Here is a 13783-nt window from a genome sequence, read left to right as displayed (position 1 = left end):
AATGATCTACTCACAAGCGACGCCATCCCCATCACGGTCGAGTTTGCTGGCGTACCCAGGTTCTCCTTTATAGAGCGGTGCTGCCCCTGCTGCGCGCGCTTCCTTACAGTTTGCGTAATAGACGTTGCTGGACTGGTCGCTCTCACTCTCATTTGGAGTGGATTTAGGTTGCTCAGTGGTCGTTTGGGATTTTTGGGATTCACTGCTTTTTTCTTCGTCATCTTTGGTAGCCTCGTCAGCGTTTTTCTTGCTTTGTTCTTCTTGTGCTTTTGCTTTTTCGTCAGCATCTTGCTCGTTATTTTGCTGATCAGTGCTTGGTTGTTTCGGTTGTTTATTGGTTTTGTCGGTTTCCACTTTGACTTTTTTGTCTATGTCATCAGCAGGCTGAGATTGATTGGGCGCAAAGATAGAGAGAAGAATGATGCAGAGGATGAATAAGATAACATTCCATAAACGTTTTCCTAGATCGACTTGCTTGAATTTGATTTTTTTATGTAACGGTGTTGGGTAAATGATACCGACCAAGGCAAAAAGCATCAATATAAAGGAAATGACAAACATTTTACTGCCTCCTTTGCATTAAACTGGTTTCACCATTAAATGGTTTGCATAGCGAACAAAAAATGTTTTTTAGTTTGTTTTGTATTGAAATGCCATGTAATAGAGAGGTTACCACTAAAATAAAAATAATGCAATATTTTATATAATAAAATATTATTAACTATTATATAAAGTGCTTGACTTTAAGAATTAGATCATTAGTTACTGCGTAGAATGAGCCTATCTAGTAAAACAAGTTAAAAATAAGCGGCGGAAAAACCTTTTCCCAAAGAGCGCCGATGCACAAGTGAAGCGAGTGGGAAAACGGTTTTGAAGCCGCTGTCCTATTTATTCACCATTCCTAAGTCTGGTAAATCAAGTTTGAAAAATAAGCGGTGGAAAACTTTTTACCGAAGAGCACCTCGCCACGCATGAAGCGAATGGGAAAGCGGATTTGGAGTTGCTGTCCTATTTATCTACCATGCCTGAGTCTAGTAAATCAAGTTAGAAGAAGAAGAGGCGGAAAAACCTTTTCCCGAAGAGCGCCTCGCCACGCGTGAAGCGAATGGGAAAACGGTTTTGAAGCCGCTGTCCTATTTATTCACCATTCCTAAGTCTGGTAAATCAAGTTTGAAAAATAAGCGGTGGAAAACCTTTTCCCGAAGAGCCTCGCCACGTGTGAAGCGAATGGGAAAACGGTTTTGGAGCCGCTGTACAACACCGTGTCGTTTTTGTTATATAAATCATAATTATTTCTTGATAAAATAATATTAAAAATACATAAAAGGAGAGGGCATCATGAGCAGATGGGATCAATGGGAGATGGAGGCCAAGATTAGGGAAGTATTGCAAGCGGTGGAGAATGATCGCGGAGAATCGCATCATTTCGGCCGGCCGCTGTTTACGGCATATCAGATCGCGATCGCGATAGGCAAGCGATATCCAGGCTTTTTAGAGGAGACAGGCATGGAGATCGGCGGGGAAGGTTCGGACAGCTCCTTGGCTCGCTATATCGCGCAACAGTTGTCCGTGAAGATCAAAGAAGGCGCGATTGAAGATATGGAAGGATTCTTGTTGGCAGCCGACCATGTGAAGGAGATCGATTTCATCGACCCGAGCCGTGCCGAGTTTGAAGCCAATGTGACCAATGATATCTCCTTGTTCCGAATAAAAGAGTAGCGCAAAAAGTGAAGTCCCCCTTGGACCAGGGGGACTTTTGCTCGTCTTATGAGCGGAAATACTCTTTCCAGCGCTCGTCAACCAGTTGCTTAATCGCCGGATCCACTTCCAACTCATCAGGATAGCCCGGCTTCATCCGCGCATCGACGATGATCGGGAATTGATAGCGGGCGTGGTGGCGAGACCATTCCGCTTGCGCGTAGATGTCATGCGCTGGGTCAAAGCGGGTGAAGATCGTCCACAGGAATGCAGATTGGCCGGAGGCGGCCGAGATGTTATCGACCAGGAAGATCATGGGCCATGATTTTAACTCTTCGCGATGCTGTGCCAATAAGCGCTCTGCTAAGTCGGGCGCGTCAACAAACGAATCGGTTTCCAATACTAGCGCCCCACGGCAGTAGACGGCAGCTTGCTTTACCCCGTGCATGTCGGGACCGTGGAATTCGGCAGGTAGGTTGCGTTTGGCTTCGCCCGTGCCGATCATCACGGCTTTGCTACCATGATTTAGGCGGCGTCCCGTATAATCCAGCGTGTCCATGGAGGTGTTGCTGAAGATAAATAGGTCGCACGCCGGGTCAAACCGCTCCAATATCGTTTCCATGAGCTCGGGGAAATTCTCCAATGAGACAGGGCGATCCGTCAGCATGAGGAATTTGGTTAAGGTCAATTGACCTTCGCCCAAGATGCGGAAGGCGTTTGCCAACGCTTCCCGGCTGTAGCTCTCTCTGACGACGGCCGCGGCCAGGGAGTGGAAGCCGGTTTCGGCGTATGTCCACAATGCCTTCACCCCAGGCATCACCATCGGGAATGCTGGTGATAGGAGACGCTGCAAAAATTCCCCCATATAATAATCTTCTTGGCGCGGTTTGCCGACCACGGTCGCCGGATAAATCGCGTCTTTGCGGTGATGGACGCTGTCGACGTTGAAGACGGGGAAGTCATGGGCCAGTGAATAATAGCCGTAATGGTCGCCAAACGGCCCTTCTAAGCGGCGCACATGAGGCGGCACATGCCCCGACAGGACAAACTCCGCTTCCGCGATATACGGATAACCGCCATCGGCGGGACGGACAACAGGTAACTTCTCGCCGATGATCAGGGAAGCCAGCAAGAGCTCCGGTAGAAATTCAGGAGCTGGCGCGATGGCTGAAGCGATGAGTGCAGGTGGGCCGCCGAGATGGACGCGTACCGGGAGCGCTTGGTTCTTCTCTTCTGCGGCAAAATGGTGGAACCCGCCCCCTTTGTGGATTTGCCAGTGCATGCCAGTCGTGTTCGCGTCAAAAACTTGCATGCGGTACATGCCTAAGTTGTGCTGGCCGGTTTCTGGATGTTCCGTATAGACCAAAGGCAGGGTGACAAATGGCCCACCGTCTTCTTGCCACGAAGTGATCACCGGGAGTTGGGTCAAGTCCGGCTGCGGCTGTTGCGCTTCCAACACTGGCGCTTGCGAGGCGGGAACGGATTTTAAGCCGACCTTGAGCAACTCCAAGAGCAGCTGCCGTTCTCCCCAGATTGCTTTCGGTGTGGGTGGCATCAGTTTATGCACCATGTCCACTGCTTGTCGCATCAGTGTTTCCGGCCGCGGCCCAAAGGCGAGGTCGACCCGCCGGGAGGTGCCGAACAGATTGGTGACCACAGGGAAGGCGCTTCCTTTTACATTGGTGAAAAGAAGCGCCGGGCCTTCCTCGGAGATGACACGCCGGTGAATCTCCGCCAATTCTAGATGGGGATCAACCGGAACGTCTATTTCTACGATATCGTTTTCATTGCGCAATTGCTCTATGAACGTGCGTAAATTCTTGTGCACAAAACATCTCTCCTATATTGGCAGCATAGATGAACACATCCACGTGGCCATCCCTATTGCCAAATGGTTGCTTAGGCCTATTATACCGAAGAAGATGCGCAAAAATATAGAGCGGGCGGAGATTACATAGTATAGTAAAAGCAAAGGAGTGAACAGATGATGGCAGTGATTGTGTATTCGCGGCCGCATTGCATTGAGTGCAATGTCCTCAAGCGGTTTTTAAATGATTACCAAATTCCTTATGAAACGAGAGATTGTAGCGAAAATCCACAATATCTGGAAGAAGTGAAACAAATGGGGTTTTTGGGGGTGCCGGTCACTGTGGTGAATGGGCAAGCCATTCACGGCTTGCAACCGGATGCCATTTTAAAAGCGTTAAAAGAAGAAAATGATTAACTTTTGAAGAATCCTACCGTAATTGGTAGGATTTATTATTTATTTTCATACATGATTCATATATAATATATAAACAATCCATCAATTCTAAATGATTGGATTCAATGTAGTTGCCGCATTATTTTAATTTTTTAATTATTTCAAAAGGGGGCAACATTGTGGAACTCTTTCGCAAAAAGAGTGTGGATTATGCCTTAGAATTGAGTAAAGGGTCGCAACTGCGACGGGAACTCGGGGCATGGGATCTCACACTGCTTGGCATTGGTGCAATCATTGGTACAGGGATTTTCGTTTTGACGGGTCTTGGTTCGTTGACTGCGGGTCCAGCACTTACTCTTTCCTTTATCATTGCCGGACTGGCCTGTCTGTTCGCCGGGTTGACGTATGCTGAATTCGCTTCCATCGTTCCCGTATCTGGTTCCGCTTACACTTACAGTTATGTTACCGTTGGAGAATTCATGGCTTGGATTATCGGCTGGGACTTGATCTTGGAATATTTGTTAGCTGTTAGTTCCGTCTCAGTTGGTTGGTCGGGTTATTTTGCGGACTTAGTCATGGGCTTGGGCATCCAAATTCCCCAATCGCTGCTGATGACCCCAATTGAGGGTGGGATCATGAATCTTCCCGCATTCCTGATCGTCTTGCTCATTACGTTGCTAGTGTCGATCGGTGTGAAAGAGTCTAAATGGGTAAACAACCTGATCGTGGCTCTCAAGCTGTTGGTAGTTGTGTTGTTCATCTTGGTCGGCTTCTTCTACGTCAAGCCGGACAACTGGACGCCGTTCATGCCGTTCGGATTTGAAGGGGTATTTCAAGCGGCAGCCGTCATTTTCTTCGCCTTCCTCGGGTTTGACGCCGTTAGCACGGCCGCGGAGGAAACGCGAAATCCGCAAAAGGATTTGCCCAAAGGCATTTTGTGGTCGCTTGCCATCTGTACCATTTTGTATGTAGTTACTACGATGGTGATGACTGGGCTGGTCGAATACAAAGAATTTGCTGGTCATGAGAAAAGTCCTGTCGCTTTTGCCATCTCAGTGACTGGGCAAGACTGGCTGCGCGGCCTAGTAAGTGTGGGGGCAACAGTGGGGATGTTGACGGTGATGCTGGTGATGCTGTACGGACAAGTGCGGATCGGTTACTCCATGTCCCGTGACGGCCTGATACCGAAAGTGTTTTCCAAAGTGAACATCAAAACGCGCACACCATTCATCAACACGTGGATTTTCGGTTTGGTTGCCGCATGTTTGGGCGGGTTCGTATCGTTGAAGGAATTGTCCGAGTTGGTGAACTTGGGGACATTGGCGGCGTTTGTGCTGGTGTCGATCTGCGTGATGATCCTGCGTAAGACGCAACCTGATTTGCCGCGGGCGTTCCGAACGCCGTTGGTGCCGTTGGTGCCGATTCTGGCCATTCTGTTCTGCGGATTTTTGATGATTAAATTGCCAGGCACCTCATGGATACGCTTCTTGCTCTGGTTGCTGGTGGGCTTAATCATCTATTTCGTGTATGGGTACCGCAACTCGGAGTTGAACAAGAAGAAGTGACGAAAAAAGCTGTTGCCTTGACGGGCAACAGCTTTTTTTCAATAGGTTAGCTCATTGCTGAACAGAGGCAAAGGCTTCGGCGGCAAAGTAGAGATAATAAGAAAGGCCGGTTTGCACTTCCTCCAGCATGTGGCGATGGAAATCGTCCTGCACAAAGAAAAGAGCTTGGGACGCAAAGTCGGCATCGGTCAGGGCCTTCCCGTGGTCATTCAAGAAATCAATGTGTTGGCGGATGAGCTTTTTCACTTGGCTGTCGTCATATTTGCGCCCCTCTCTCAACGCACATGCCATGCTGTTCATAAAGTGCTGAGCCTCCAGCGCCATCTCGTTCATTGCCTCCACTTCGATCGGCTTGCTGGCCAGCAAATCATAATCGTATGTTTCTTTGATATGTTCGTTTTGCTCCGCCAGCGCCATCTCCCACTCTTCTTCACTTCGAAATCCTTTGAACATCGCTGATTGTTCCATGGGTTCTCCTTTCAAGGCGTGATCAATCGATTCGTCCAATGTCTGAACCAAGCGCGTCAATCTGTGCAGCCGCGCCATGAGCAATTGTTTTTGGTTCTGCAAAATGGACAACCGATCTGATTCACCAGACAAGATGTTAGTGATTTCTTTGAGGGGGAAATCCAGCTCGCGGTAAAAAAGGATTTGTTGCAATCGTTCCAGTTCTTGTTGCCCGTACAAGCGATAACCGGATTCGCTTATTTTGCGCGGAATCAGCAGACCGATTTTGTGATAATGATGAAGTGTCTTGACTGTCACATTTGCCAATTGGGCGAGCTCTTTTACTGTATACAGCATGCGTTCCACCTCACTTGCGATTCTAAAGGCTCCTCTTGGGTGAGGGTCAATACGCATGGGGCTATTTGGAGCAAAAAAAGTTTTTCTATTCGATTCACGTGTTTCAAGAAACCTATTTAACCGGTTCGGGACCATAAATGGGGAGGTCGGAACGAATAATATAGTACCCCGGAACAATGGCCAACTGCGATTTAGGCGGTTGGCTTTTTTTGATGATGACGTGAATCGTCGTTCTGGAGGATATGAATAAAAAGAAAGTTTGCTCGTCAAAAAATGGCTCCCGACATGGGAGCCGATTTCATGGAAAGCCGCTGTTGCTGCAACAGCATACGTTAATCGATCCACTGCAAAGTTGTGGTCGAAGAGGTTTGGCGGCTTTGTCTCTTTTTACGTTCCTTCCGCTTTTTGAAGGCTTCGCGTTCCCAACGGCGCAGGAGGGGATAAGGGTCAAATGAGTAAGTGTTGCGGCCGTTGAAACGGTATATGCCGTAATGCAGATGGGGAGGGAATTTTCCGGAGGTGCCCGGTGGACCGTAGCCGGATGAGCCGACATAGCCGATCACATCCCCAGGTTTGACGATGCTTCCTTTTTTCAAGCCTTTATTGAAACTGCTCAAATGAGCAAAGTAATGATAACGATTGTAAATGTCACGGATGCCAATCCGCCACCCACCATAGCGGTTCCAGCCTTTCAGTTCAACATAGCCATAACTTGTGCTAAGCACAGGTGTTCCGTAATCGGCGAAAATATCTGTCCCTTCATGAATGCGTAATCCGCCCCAGCCGCGGCGGTCTCCCCATGTGTTGTGGTAGGTGTAATTGTAACGCAGAGGGATGGGGAAAGAGCGATCATAGAGTTGGACGGTTTGAAACTTGTTGTAGATGCGGGCGATGTGGGTAATGACATCCACCGTGGTGGGATGGCGGTAGTAATCCCAGATCCGTTCGCGGATTTGCTCTTCTTTGTGTCCTTTCTCTGCTAAGTAGGAAGCGACACTGTACAACACGTCAATCGGGTTGCGCCGATCCGCGACGCCGTCTCCGTCCCCGTCTTTGCCGATGCCCCCAAAGAAGGAAATCGAATCCGGTAGCTTATCTTCCTGGTCAGGATTGATCAAGCCAGCCCATGTGGATGGGGGGACTTGTATGGAGATGAGCGGCGGTGGGCCTGCATTCTTTGACTCTTGGCGCAAGTTTTGTTCATATTGATCCATCGCGGCTAGATAAGGCCATGGGACTCCGGTCAAGGTTTGCATCGTTTCATATAGGATTTGCCGTTCCTTTGCCCGCGCTTGCACCGACGGGTCGACCTTTGGCGTTGGTGACGCGGCCGCGGCGAGCTCGGGTATTCCGCTACCGATGAGAATCACGCAGATGAGAATAATCCATTGCTTCTTCATATTTATCACCACGGGTCAGTTTTTAAAGATAGTTTTTCTTTTTCATTGACGTTTCATGATGGAAGATGATGGGCAAGGATTTTCTGCATAAAAAGAAGCGGGCCCCATCTTGTGCGGGACCCGCTTTTCATACCAACCTTATTTTGCTACTTTGATTTGATTCACGATGTTGTTCAACTGATCCAGCATCAGCATTGCGGCTTTCACACCGCCGGCTGTGTTCCAGATGACATCGTCCACTTTGAAGGCGCGGTTGTTTTTGACCGCAGTCAGGTTTTTCCACAGTGGATCGTTTGTCATTTCTTGCTCTTGAGCGTCGCCTTTTTTATCGCCCACATCATAAGTGAAGTAGAAGATGATGTCTCCATCGGCATCCGGCAGTTGCTCTTTGGAGATTTCTTGAGCAAATTCTTCCTTTTGCCCCAATTCGGTGCGAGCGAAGCCCACGTCTTTCAGCAAGACACCGGTGAAGCTCAACTGTTGGTAGATGCGCGTTTTACCTGCCATGAAGCGAACGACGGACACTTTTTGTTGCAACAGGTCACCCGCGTTTTGCTTCACTTCTTGCACTTTTTTATCGTAATCAGCCAACACTTTTTTGCCTTCTTCTACTTTGTTTACCGCTTGGGCGTACAGGTTGAAGTTGGTTTTCCAGTCACCACGCAGCTCTTCCGCGAATACGGTCGGTGCGATGGCATTTAGCTGGTTGTACACTTTTTCTTGGCGCATTTTGTTACCGATAATCAGATCGGGTTTCAAGCTAGCGATGGTTTCCAGATTGGGTTCATGCTCTGTTCCAACGGTTTTGACGCCTTTGGTTTCAGGCAACAGATGTTTGTAGAAGGGTTTTTCGGTAAATGATTCCACTGCGCCGACAGGCTTGACGCCCAAAGCGAGCAGGGCTTCAAGTCCTTCGTTGGTCAAAACGACTACGCGCTTGGGTTCGGTCGGCACTTTCGTGGTGCCCATGGCATGTTTGATGGTATGGGTTTGCCCCGTTTTCTCATTGTTGGGGGCGGGAGAGGATGAACAGCCCACAAGAGCGATCATCATCGCGCTTACGATCAGCAGAGATCGGATCAAACGTTGCTTCAGTCCGGACATGAGAATGATACTCCTTTCGATCTGAGTAATTGATAATGATTATCATTATTTCGTTGCTTATACTATAGCGTTTCAGTTCATGGATTGTCAATCACTTTTTGATAATGATTTTCACCATCGTTGACACGCTTTCATGCTTCCCATAGACTAAAGTTGATTTTAAGAACTGATGACGGAACGAAGGTGACTTGACTTGAAAGAACTTGCCTATTCGCCGGGATGGAAGTGGACGGGTCTCATTGGTGGTGTCCTTCTTGTTGGACTGTTGATGGTTGTGAGTGTCAGTGTCGGTATTATGCGGATTCCTTTTGATGTGGTTATCGATTCGTTTACTAATTTTAATGGTTCTAATCAACATCTGATTATTCAGACCACCCGGGTGCCGAGAACCTTGATCGCGGTGATGACAGGGGGGAGCTTGGCTATCGCTGGCGCGATGATGCAAGCGTTGACACGCAATCCATTGGCCTCTCCGGCAACGTTGGGCGTCAATGCGGGCGCCAGCCTGTTTATTGTGATCGGCGTCTCTTTTTGGGGCATGACTGGGATTTCTTCATTGGTGAGTTTGGGATTTGTAGGAGCGGCCATCGCTTCATTCGCTGTGTATTTTCTGGGGTCGGCTGGTCGGGGCGGATTGACGCCGATCAAGTTGACACTCGCCGGGTCAGCCATTTGGGCGTTGTTTTCTTCGCTGACCCAGGGCTTGCTCATCATGAATGAGAAAGGTTTGGAAGAGTTGTTGTTTTGGTTAACCGGATCAGTGGAAGGACGTAGCTTGGAATTGGCGATGCCGGTGTTTCCATTTATGGTTGCCGGATTTATTCTAGCCTTTTTGCTCTCCCGCGCAGTGAACATTTTGATGATGGGGGACGATGTCGCCGTCGGTTTGGGAGTGAAGACAGGGTTCATCAAATTGATGGGCTCGGTGGTGATCGTGTTGCTGGCGGGCGGAGCGGTGGCTGTCGCTGGTCCTATCGTGTTTGTGGGCTTGGTGGTACCACACATGGTTCGTTGGGCCGTCGGTACAGATCATCGGTGGGTATTTCCTTATTGTTTGGTGTATGGCGCAGCGATGTTGCTGGTGGCGGATATCAGCGGGCGCCTGATCATGAATCAGCAGGAGATCCCCGTTGGTGTGATGACCGCGTTGATCGGGACGCCGTTCTTTATTTACCTAGCTATGCGGAATGGAGGTGAGCGGGCGTGAAAAAGATGTGGTCTTGGCGTGTGAAGGGTTTCTCCATGCTGGTTGAAGCGAAGGCGCTGTGGACGCTGATCATCCTGGCCGCGATTGCGCTATTGGTGGTGTGCGTCAGTGTGGGGGTCGGCGACATGTATATCGCTCCCCAAGATGTGTTGAAAGTATTTTTGGGTTGGGGGAATGCTTATCATACGTTGGTAGTGGAAACGCTACGCTTGCCACGTGTGCTTATCGCACTTTTATCCGGTGCCGGCTTGGCGGTGTCTGGAGCCATTTTGCAGGCGGTGATTCGCAATCCGTTGGCTTCGCCTGACTTGATTGGCATCACTGGCGGAGCGACCGTTGCCGCTGTTGCGGTGTTGACCTTCTTCAGCGACGGGGCGACTTCCCTGGTTGTGCCGCTGTACTGGGTTCCGCTAGCCGCTTTTGGTGGCGCGATGGTGGTCGCTCTGCTTATGTATTTGTTGTCATTGCAGCAAGGAATTACTCCGTTCCGCCTGATATTGTTGGGGATCGGGTTCTACACCGCTATGCAGGCTTTCACCAACTTGGTCATTTTATTGGGGCCGGAGATTCGCGCTGTGCAGTCGAAAACATGGATCACGGGGAGCGTCTATGGCAGTAATTGGGAGCAAGTGATGATCATTTTGCCGTGGATGGCGATTTTTTTGCCGTTGATCTTCTTTTTTGCCCGGCACCTGAATGTGCAACAGCTGGGAGATCAGGTGGCGACGGGACTGGGGGGGAGTGTTCATCGTGACCGGGTGCTCTTCCTGTTTTTAAGCACCGCATTGACAGGCGCTTCCGTCGCTTTTGCAGGGGGGATCAGCTTCGTCGGTTTGCTTGCTCCCCATGCGGCCCGGAAGTTGGTAGGTTCATCCTATGGCGCGTTGTTGCCCGCGTCGGCCTTGTTGGGAAGCATCTATGTTATGCTGGCTGATTTGCTAGGAAGAACGCTGTACGCGGCTCATGAAATTCCCGCTGGCGTGTTCACAGCTGTGATCGGAGCCCCCTATTTTATATATCTGCTCATCCAAAGCCGAAATCGGACGTAAGAGGATAGGCTTAGTTTTTAATCTTTGTGGTAATATAAAGAGGACATTTGAAAATCAGAGAATCACTTGTCATATAGATAGGCGGATGTGGTTTGAACCTGGGGGGGATTGAAGTGTCAGAGAACAATGTGACCCGTGAACGCAAGCCGGAATGGCTGAAAGTCAGATTGAACACAAACGACAATTTCCAAGAATTGAAGAAGATGATGCGGAGCAAGACCTTGCATACCGTGTGTGAAGAGGCGCGTTGCCCGAACATCTTCGAATGTTGGGCTAACCGTACGGCTACTTTCATGATTTTGGGTGATATTTGCACACGCGCTTGCCGATTCTGCGCGGTAAAAACGGGACTACCGACGGAATTGGATTGGGCGGAGCCAGAGCGGGTGGCTGAAGCGGTGGAACAGATGGGCGTGCGGCACGTCGTAGTCACCTCTGTGGCCCGTGATGATTTGAATGATGGAGGCGCGGCTATTTTTGCTGCGACGATCAAAGCGGTTCGCAAACGGAACCCACTGACTAGCGTGGAAGTGCTGATTCCCGATTTTCTGGGGAATTGGGAGGCGCTGAAAGTGGTGATGGATGCCAAACCAGACATCCTCAATCACAACATTGAAACCGTGCGCCGCCGGTCTGACCGGGTTCGTTCCAAAGCGAAATACGACCGCTCATTGGAGCTGTTGAAACGGGCTAAAGAGATGCAGCCAGATGTTCCGACGAAGTCCAGCATCATGGTGGGCGTAGGGGAAACCTTTGATGAGGTGGTTGAAGCGATGCGGGATTTGCGCGCGCATGACGTGAACATCGTCACGATTGGCCAATACCTGCAACCCACCAAAAAACACTTGAAGATTGAGCGCTATGTGACACCGGACGAATTTGCGCAGTGGAAAGAAATCGGCCTTGAGATGGGCTTCTCGCATGTGGAATCCGGGCCGTTGGTGCGTAGTTCTTACCATGCCCATGAGCAAGTGCAATCTGCGCAAGAAAATGACCAACAAAAGCTGGCGCAATAACGAAAGAAAAAGGACGGCTCTTGTGACAAGGGTCGTCCTTTTTCCAAACTACTTCATTTGCGGATTGATTTGGCGATAGGAGTTCGGATACAAGGATTCGTTCACGTCGGGCGGTGTTTCGTCTCCCATTTTGCGCAAGAGTTGTTCCAGATCGCCCTTGACCCCTTCTACGTCGTGATTGCCCACCATGCGCATGCCGATGTCGTTCATTTGCGACTCCAATTTGCGGTTGGTGGTGATGTGAACCCGATAATAGCGGGGAGTGACACTTTCGGCCGTCCGTCTAGCCTCTTTGACTGTTTTGCGGTCCATTTTGCCGTTTTTGGTGCTGATTCCCACGAACACATGGTCATCGGTGACGAGAGTGGTGGCGGTTTTGACATTGGGAAGGTAAGCGACCAATTCCGAGATGTGGCGGGCAAGCAAGTCTCGGTCTATGAAGACGCTTGTTGTCGCGCCGGCCTTGTTGTGATAATGTTCTGGATTATATCGAAAATATCCCACTTCATTTTGTCCGCCGCCCCCGGCGTTTTCCTCTCCGGTAATCGTGTCGTTTCGTACGCGACCGATCCGGGTCTCCTGGCCTTCTTCACGATAGAGCGGTTCCGGGGTGCTGATGTTCAAAGCGCCGCCTCCCGCGTTTTCGTTACCCATTCCCTGTTGATTTCCGTTGTTTTTGGCACAAGCAGGAATAAAAAGAAGGCAAGCGAGAATAATGTATACCCAGCGTTTCATTTTCTTCACCTCCTACTTGCTAAGGTGCCCAAATCCATTTTCATGATGCAGAAGGTTTTTGCCTGTTACAGGATGTGGTAACATATAATGGAGAAATGGAATAGAAAAGGTTGATCTTCATGGAACGTATTCAGATATATGGTTTGGAATATGTATTGTTGACCAATCATCGCGAAGGTTGGAACGCGGAGGCTTTTCGGCGGAGATATAGCGACATTTTGAGCAAATATGATTATGTGGTGGGAGATTGGGGCTATGGGCAGTTGAGGTTGAAGGGGTTTTTTTCTGATCAGCATGCAAAGGCTACGACGGAGACGCGGATCAGCTATCTTCAGGAATATCTTAATGAATTTTGCAATTTCGGATGTGCCTATTTTGTGTTGAAGCGCATGGCGGATAAGAAAGAAACGAAGTGAGGGAAGAGCCAGCTCTACGATTGAGCTGGCTCTTCTGGTTCATCATGACGGGGATGGCTGCCCGGGTAGTCTCTTTCCAAGCCTTCGTGAAACTCCCGCATTTCATATGTGAAGGCGGAGTGGATTTGTTGTCCCGGTTCCCATGGCGTTGATTTGCCCAACTTTTGATTGTGTGCTGCGCCGTAGGGGCCGTCCGGAAATTCTTCGGGTTGGATTCTTTCGGTTGAGGATGTCATCAATGCTCTCCCCCCTTGACTTTAAGATAAGATGGTTCGGGGGAGGATATGCTTGTTAAATCATGGTTGCTAAGAACTGCCGAAGCTCATTGGCTTCTTCTTCGGACAATTGGTAGGCGTGCTCAAGATAGCCGGGCTCATCCAAGTCATCTTGGCCGATGATGGCAAAGCGGTTTGACAATAGGTTGAGCACGAGTAACTTGCCGTAAAAACGGTCGGTCATTGTGATCGCCAAATCAAACCGGCTTGTCTCTCCCATGAAGCTGACAAACCGGGTTCGGGTTTCTTTGGTGTCATCATATAAAAACATCCAATCATTAGACATTGCGATAAACCCCTTTAGAAGCATT

The 13783-nt window shown here is 49.4% G+C and carries 15 protein-coding genes; 7 read left to right on the top strand and 8 right to left on the bottom strand.

The genetic code is table 11. From position 1 onward, the window contains the following. Nucleotides 1-6 precede the first annotated feature (6 nt). Nucleotides 7-561, bottom strand: a complete 555-nt coding sequence (locus tag CLV36_RS10115; protein WP_106342594.1) for an excalibur calcium-binding domain-containing protein — start codon at nucleotides 559-561, stop codon at nucleotides 7-9. 777 nt (nucleotides 562-1338) lie between these two features. Here CLV36_RS10115 and CLV36_RS10110 point away from each other — a divergent pair. Continuing rightward, the gene (locus CLV36_RS10110; protein WP_106342593.1) at nucleotides 1339-1719 is read left to right on the top strand and encodes a hypothetical protein; all 381 of its coding nucleotides are present in this window, start codon (nucleotides 1339-1341) and stop codon (nucleotides 1717-1719) included. Nucleotides 1720-1765: 46 nt separating this feature from the next. Here CLV36_RS10110 and CLV36_RS10105 read toward each other — a convergent pair whose 3' ends face one another. Beyond that, on the bottom strand, nucleotides 1766-3526 hold the full coding sequence (locus tag CLV36_RS10105) for a UbiD family decarboxylase (protein WP_106342592.1): 1761 nt from the start codon (nucleotides 3524-3526) through the stop codon (nucleotides 1766-1768). A gap of 159 nt (nucleotides 3527-3685) precedes the next feature. Here CLV36_RS10105 and CLV36_RS10100 point away from each other — a divergent pair, with 159 nt between their 5' ends. After that, nucleotides 3686-3922 (top strand): glutaredoxin family protein, encoded by a 237-nt coding sequence (locus CLV36_RS10100; protein ID WP_106342634.1) that lies wholly within the window; start codon nucleotides 3686-3688, stop codon nucleotides 3920-3922. 158 nt (nucleotides 3923-4080) lie between these two features. Further along, nucleotides 4081-5466, top strand: a complete 1386-nt coding sequence (gene bcaP / locus CLV36_RS10095) for a branched-chain amino acid transporter BcaP (RefSeq protein WP_106342591.1) — start codon at nucleotides 4081-4083, stop codon at nucleotides 5464-5466. A 51-nt stretch (nucleotides 5467-5517) separates the two neighbouring features. Here bcaP and CLV36_RS10090 read toward each other — a convergent pair whose 3' ends face one another. From CLV36_RS10090 to CLV36_RS10080, 3 genes are all read right to left on the bottom strand, one after another. Further along, the gene (locus CLV36_RS10090) at nucleotides 5518-6270 is read right to left on the bottom strand and encodes a MerR family transcriptional regulator (protein ID WP_106342590.1); all 753 of its coding nucleotides are present in this window, start codon (nucleotides 6268-6270) and stop codon (nucleotides 5518-5520) included. 332 nt (nucleotides 6271-6602) lie between these two features. Further along, nucleotides 6603-7670 (bottom strand): M23 family metallopeptidase, encoded by a 1068-nt coding sequence (locus tag CLV36_RS10085; RefSeq protein ID WP_106342589.1) that lies wholly within the window; start codon nucleotides 7668-7670, stop codon nucleotides 6603-6605. Between the two features lie 138 nt (nucleotides 7671-7808). Continuing rightward, the gene (locus CLV36_RS10080) at nucleotides 7809-8774 is read right to left on the bottom strand and encodes an ABC transporter substrate-binding protein (protein ID WP_106342588.1); all 966 of its coding nucleotides are present in this window, start codon (nucleotides 8772-8774) and stop codon (nucleotides 7809-7811) included. A gap of 193 nt (nucleotides 8775-8967) precedes the next feature. Between CLV36_RS10080 and CLV36_RS10075 the strand changes: the two genes are divergently transcribed. From CLV36_RS10075 to lipA, 3 genes are all read left to right on the top strand, one after another. Beyond that, on the top strand, nucleotides 8968-9981 hold the full coding sequence (locus CLV36_RS10075; RefSeq protein WP_054096472.1) for a FecCD family ABC transporter permease: 1014 nt from the start codon (nucleotides 8968-8970) through the stop codon (nucleotides 9979-9981). Between the two features lie 5 nt (nucleotides 9982-9986). Then, nucleotides 9987-11030 (top strand): FecCD family ABC transporter permease, encoded by a 1044-nt coding sequence (locus CLV36_RS10070; protein WP_342748014.1) that lies wholly within the window; start codon nucleotides 9987-9989, stop codon nucleotides 11028-11030. 113 nt (nucleotides 11031-11143) lie between these two features. Next, the gene (gene lipA / locus CLV36_RS10065; RefSeq protein WP_245888340.1) at nucleotides 11144-12046 is read left to right on the top strand and encodes a lipoyl synthase; all 903 of its coding nucleotides are present in this window, start codon (nucleotides 11144-11146) and stop codon (nucleotides 12044-12046) included. Between the two features lie 48 nt (nucleotides 12047-12094). Here lipA and CLV36_RS10060 read toward each other — a convergent pair whose 3' ends face one another. Continuing rightward, nucleotides 12095-12781, bottom strand: a complete 687-nt coding sequence (locus CLV36_RS10060; RefSeq protein ID WP_054096469.1) for a YhcN/YlaJ family sporulation lipoprotein — start codon at nucleotides 12779-12781, stop codon at nucleotides 12095-12097. A gap of 119 nt (nucleotides 12782-12900) precedes the next feature. Between CLV36_RS10060 and CLV36_RS10055 the strand changes: the two genes are divergently transcribed. Beyond that, nucleotides 12901-13197 (top strand): YutD family protein, encoded by a 297-nt coding sequence (locus tag CLV36_RS10055; RefSeq protein WP_106342587.1) that lies wholly within the window; start codon nucleotides 12901-12903, stop codon nucleotides 13195-13197. A gap of 14 nt (nucleotides 13198-13211) precedes the next feature. On the opposite strand, the gene CLV36_RS10050 is transcribed toward CLV36_RS10055, so the two are convergent. Continuing rightward, entirely contained in the window at nucleotides 13212-13433 is a 222-nt protein-coding gene (locus tag CLV36_RS10050) for a hypothetical protein (RefSeq protein WP_022737784.1), read from the bottom strand. A gap of 55 nt (nucleotides 13434-13488) precedes the next feature. Next, the gene (locus CLV36_RS10045; protein WP_022737785.1) at nucleotides 13489-13758 is read right to left on the bottom strand and encodes a DUF3055 domain-containing protein; all 270 of its coding nucleotides are present in this window, start codon (nucleotides 13756-13758) and stop codon (nucleotides 13489-13491) included. Nucleotides 13759-13783: the final 25 nt, after the last annotated feature.

Origin of the sequence: Laceyella sediminis, from assembly GCF_003003125.1 — a bacterium.
GTDB lineage: Bacteria > Bacillota > Bacilli > Thermoactinomycetales > Thermoactinomycetaceae > Laceyella > Laceyella tengchongensis.
This window is presented reverse-complemented; position numbering and strand designations above follow the sequence as displayed.

What these genes read in the sequence shown, in the direction of transcription:
- CLV36_RS10090 (WP_106342590.1), bottom strand. Translation starts at nt 6,270, where the DNA reads ATGCTGTATACAGTAAAAGAGCTCGCCCAATTGGCAAATGTGACAGTC.
- CLV36_RS10050 (WP_022737784.1), bottom strand. Translation starts at nt 13,433, where the DNA reads ATGACATCCTCAACCGAAAGAATCCAACCCGAAGAATTTCCGGACGGC.
- CLV36_RS10110 (WP_106342593.1), top strand. Translation starts at nt 1,339, where the DNA reads ATGAGCAGATGGGATCAATGGGAGATGGAGGCCAAGATTAGGGAAGTA.
- CLV36_RS10100 (WP_106342634.1), top strand. Translation starts at nt 3,686, where the DNA reads ATGGCAGTGATTGTGTATTCGCGGCCGCATTGCATTGAGTGCAATGTC.
- CLV36_RS10115 (WP_106342594.1), bottom strand. Translation starts at nt 561, where the DNA reads ATGTTTGTCATTTCCTTTATATTGATGCTTTTTGCCTTGGTCGGTATC.
- CLV36_RS10080 (WP_106342588.1), bottom strand. Translation starts at nt 8,774, where the DNA reads ATGTCCGGACTGAAGCAACGTTTGATCCGATCTCTGCTGATCGTAAGC.
- CLV36_RS10060 (WP_054096469.1), bottom strand. Translation starts at nt 12,781, where the DNA reads ATGAAACGCTGGGTATACATTATTCTCGCTTGCCTTCTTTTTATTCCT.
- CLV36_RS10070 (WP_342748014.1), top strand. Translation starts at nt 9,987, where the DNA reads ATGTGGTCTTGGCGTGTGAAGGGTTTCTCCATGCTGGTTGAAGCGAAG.
- CLV36_RS10045 (WP_022737785.1), bottom strand. Translation starts at nt 13,758, where the DNA reads ATGTCTAATGATTGGATGTTTTTATATGATGACACCAAAGAAACCCGA.
- CLV36_RS10055 (WP_106342587.1), top strand. Translation starts at nt 12,901, where the DNA reads ATGGAACGTATTCAGATATATGGTTTGGAATATGTATTGTTGACCAAT.
- CLV36_RS10085 (WP_106342589.1), bottom strand. Translation starts at nt 7,670, where the DNA reads ATGAAGAAGCAATGGATTATTCTCATCTGCGTGATTCTCATCGGTAGC.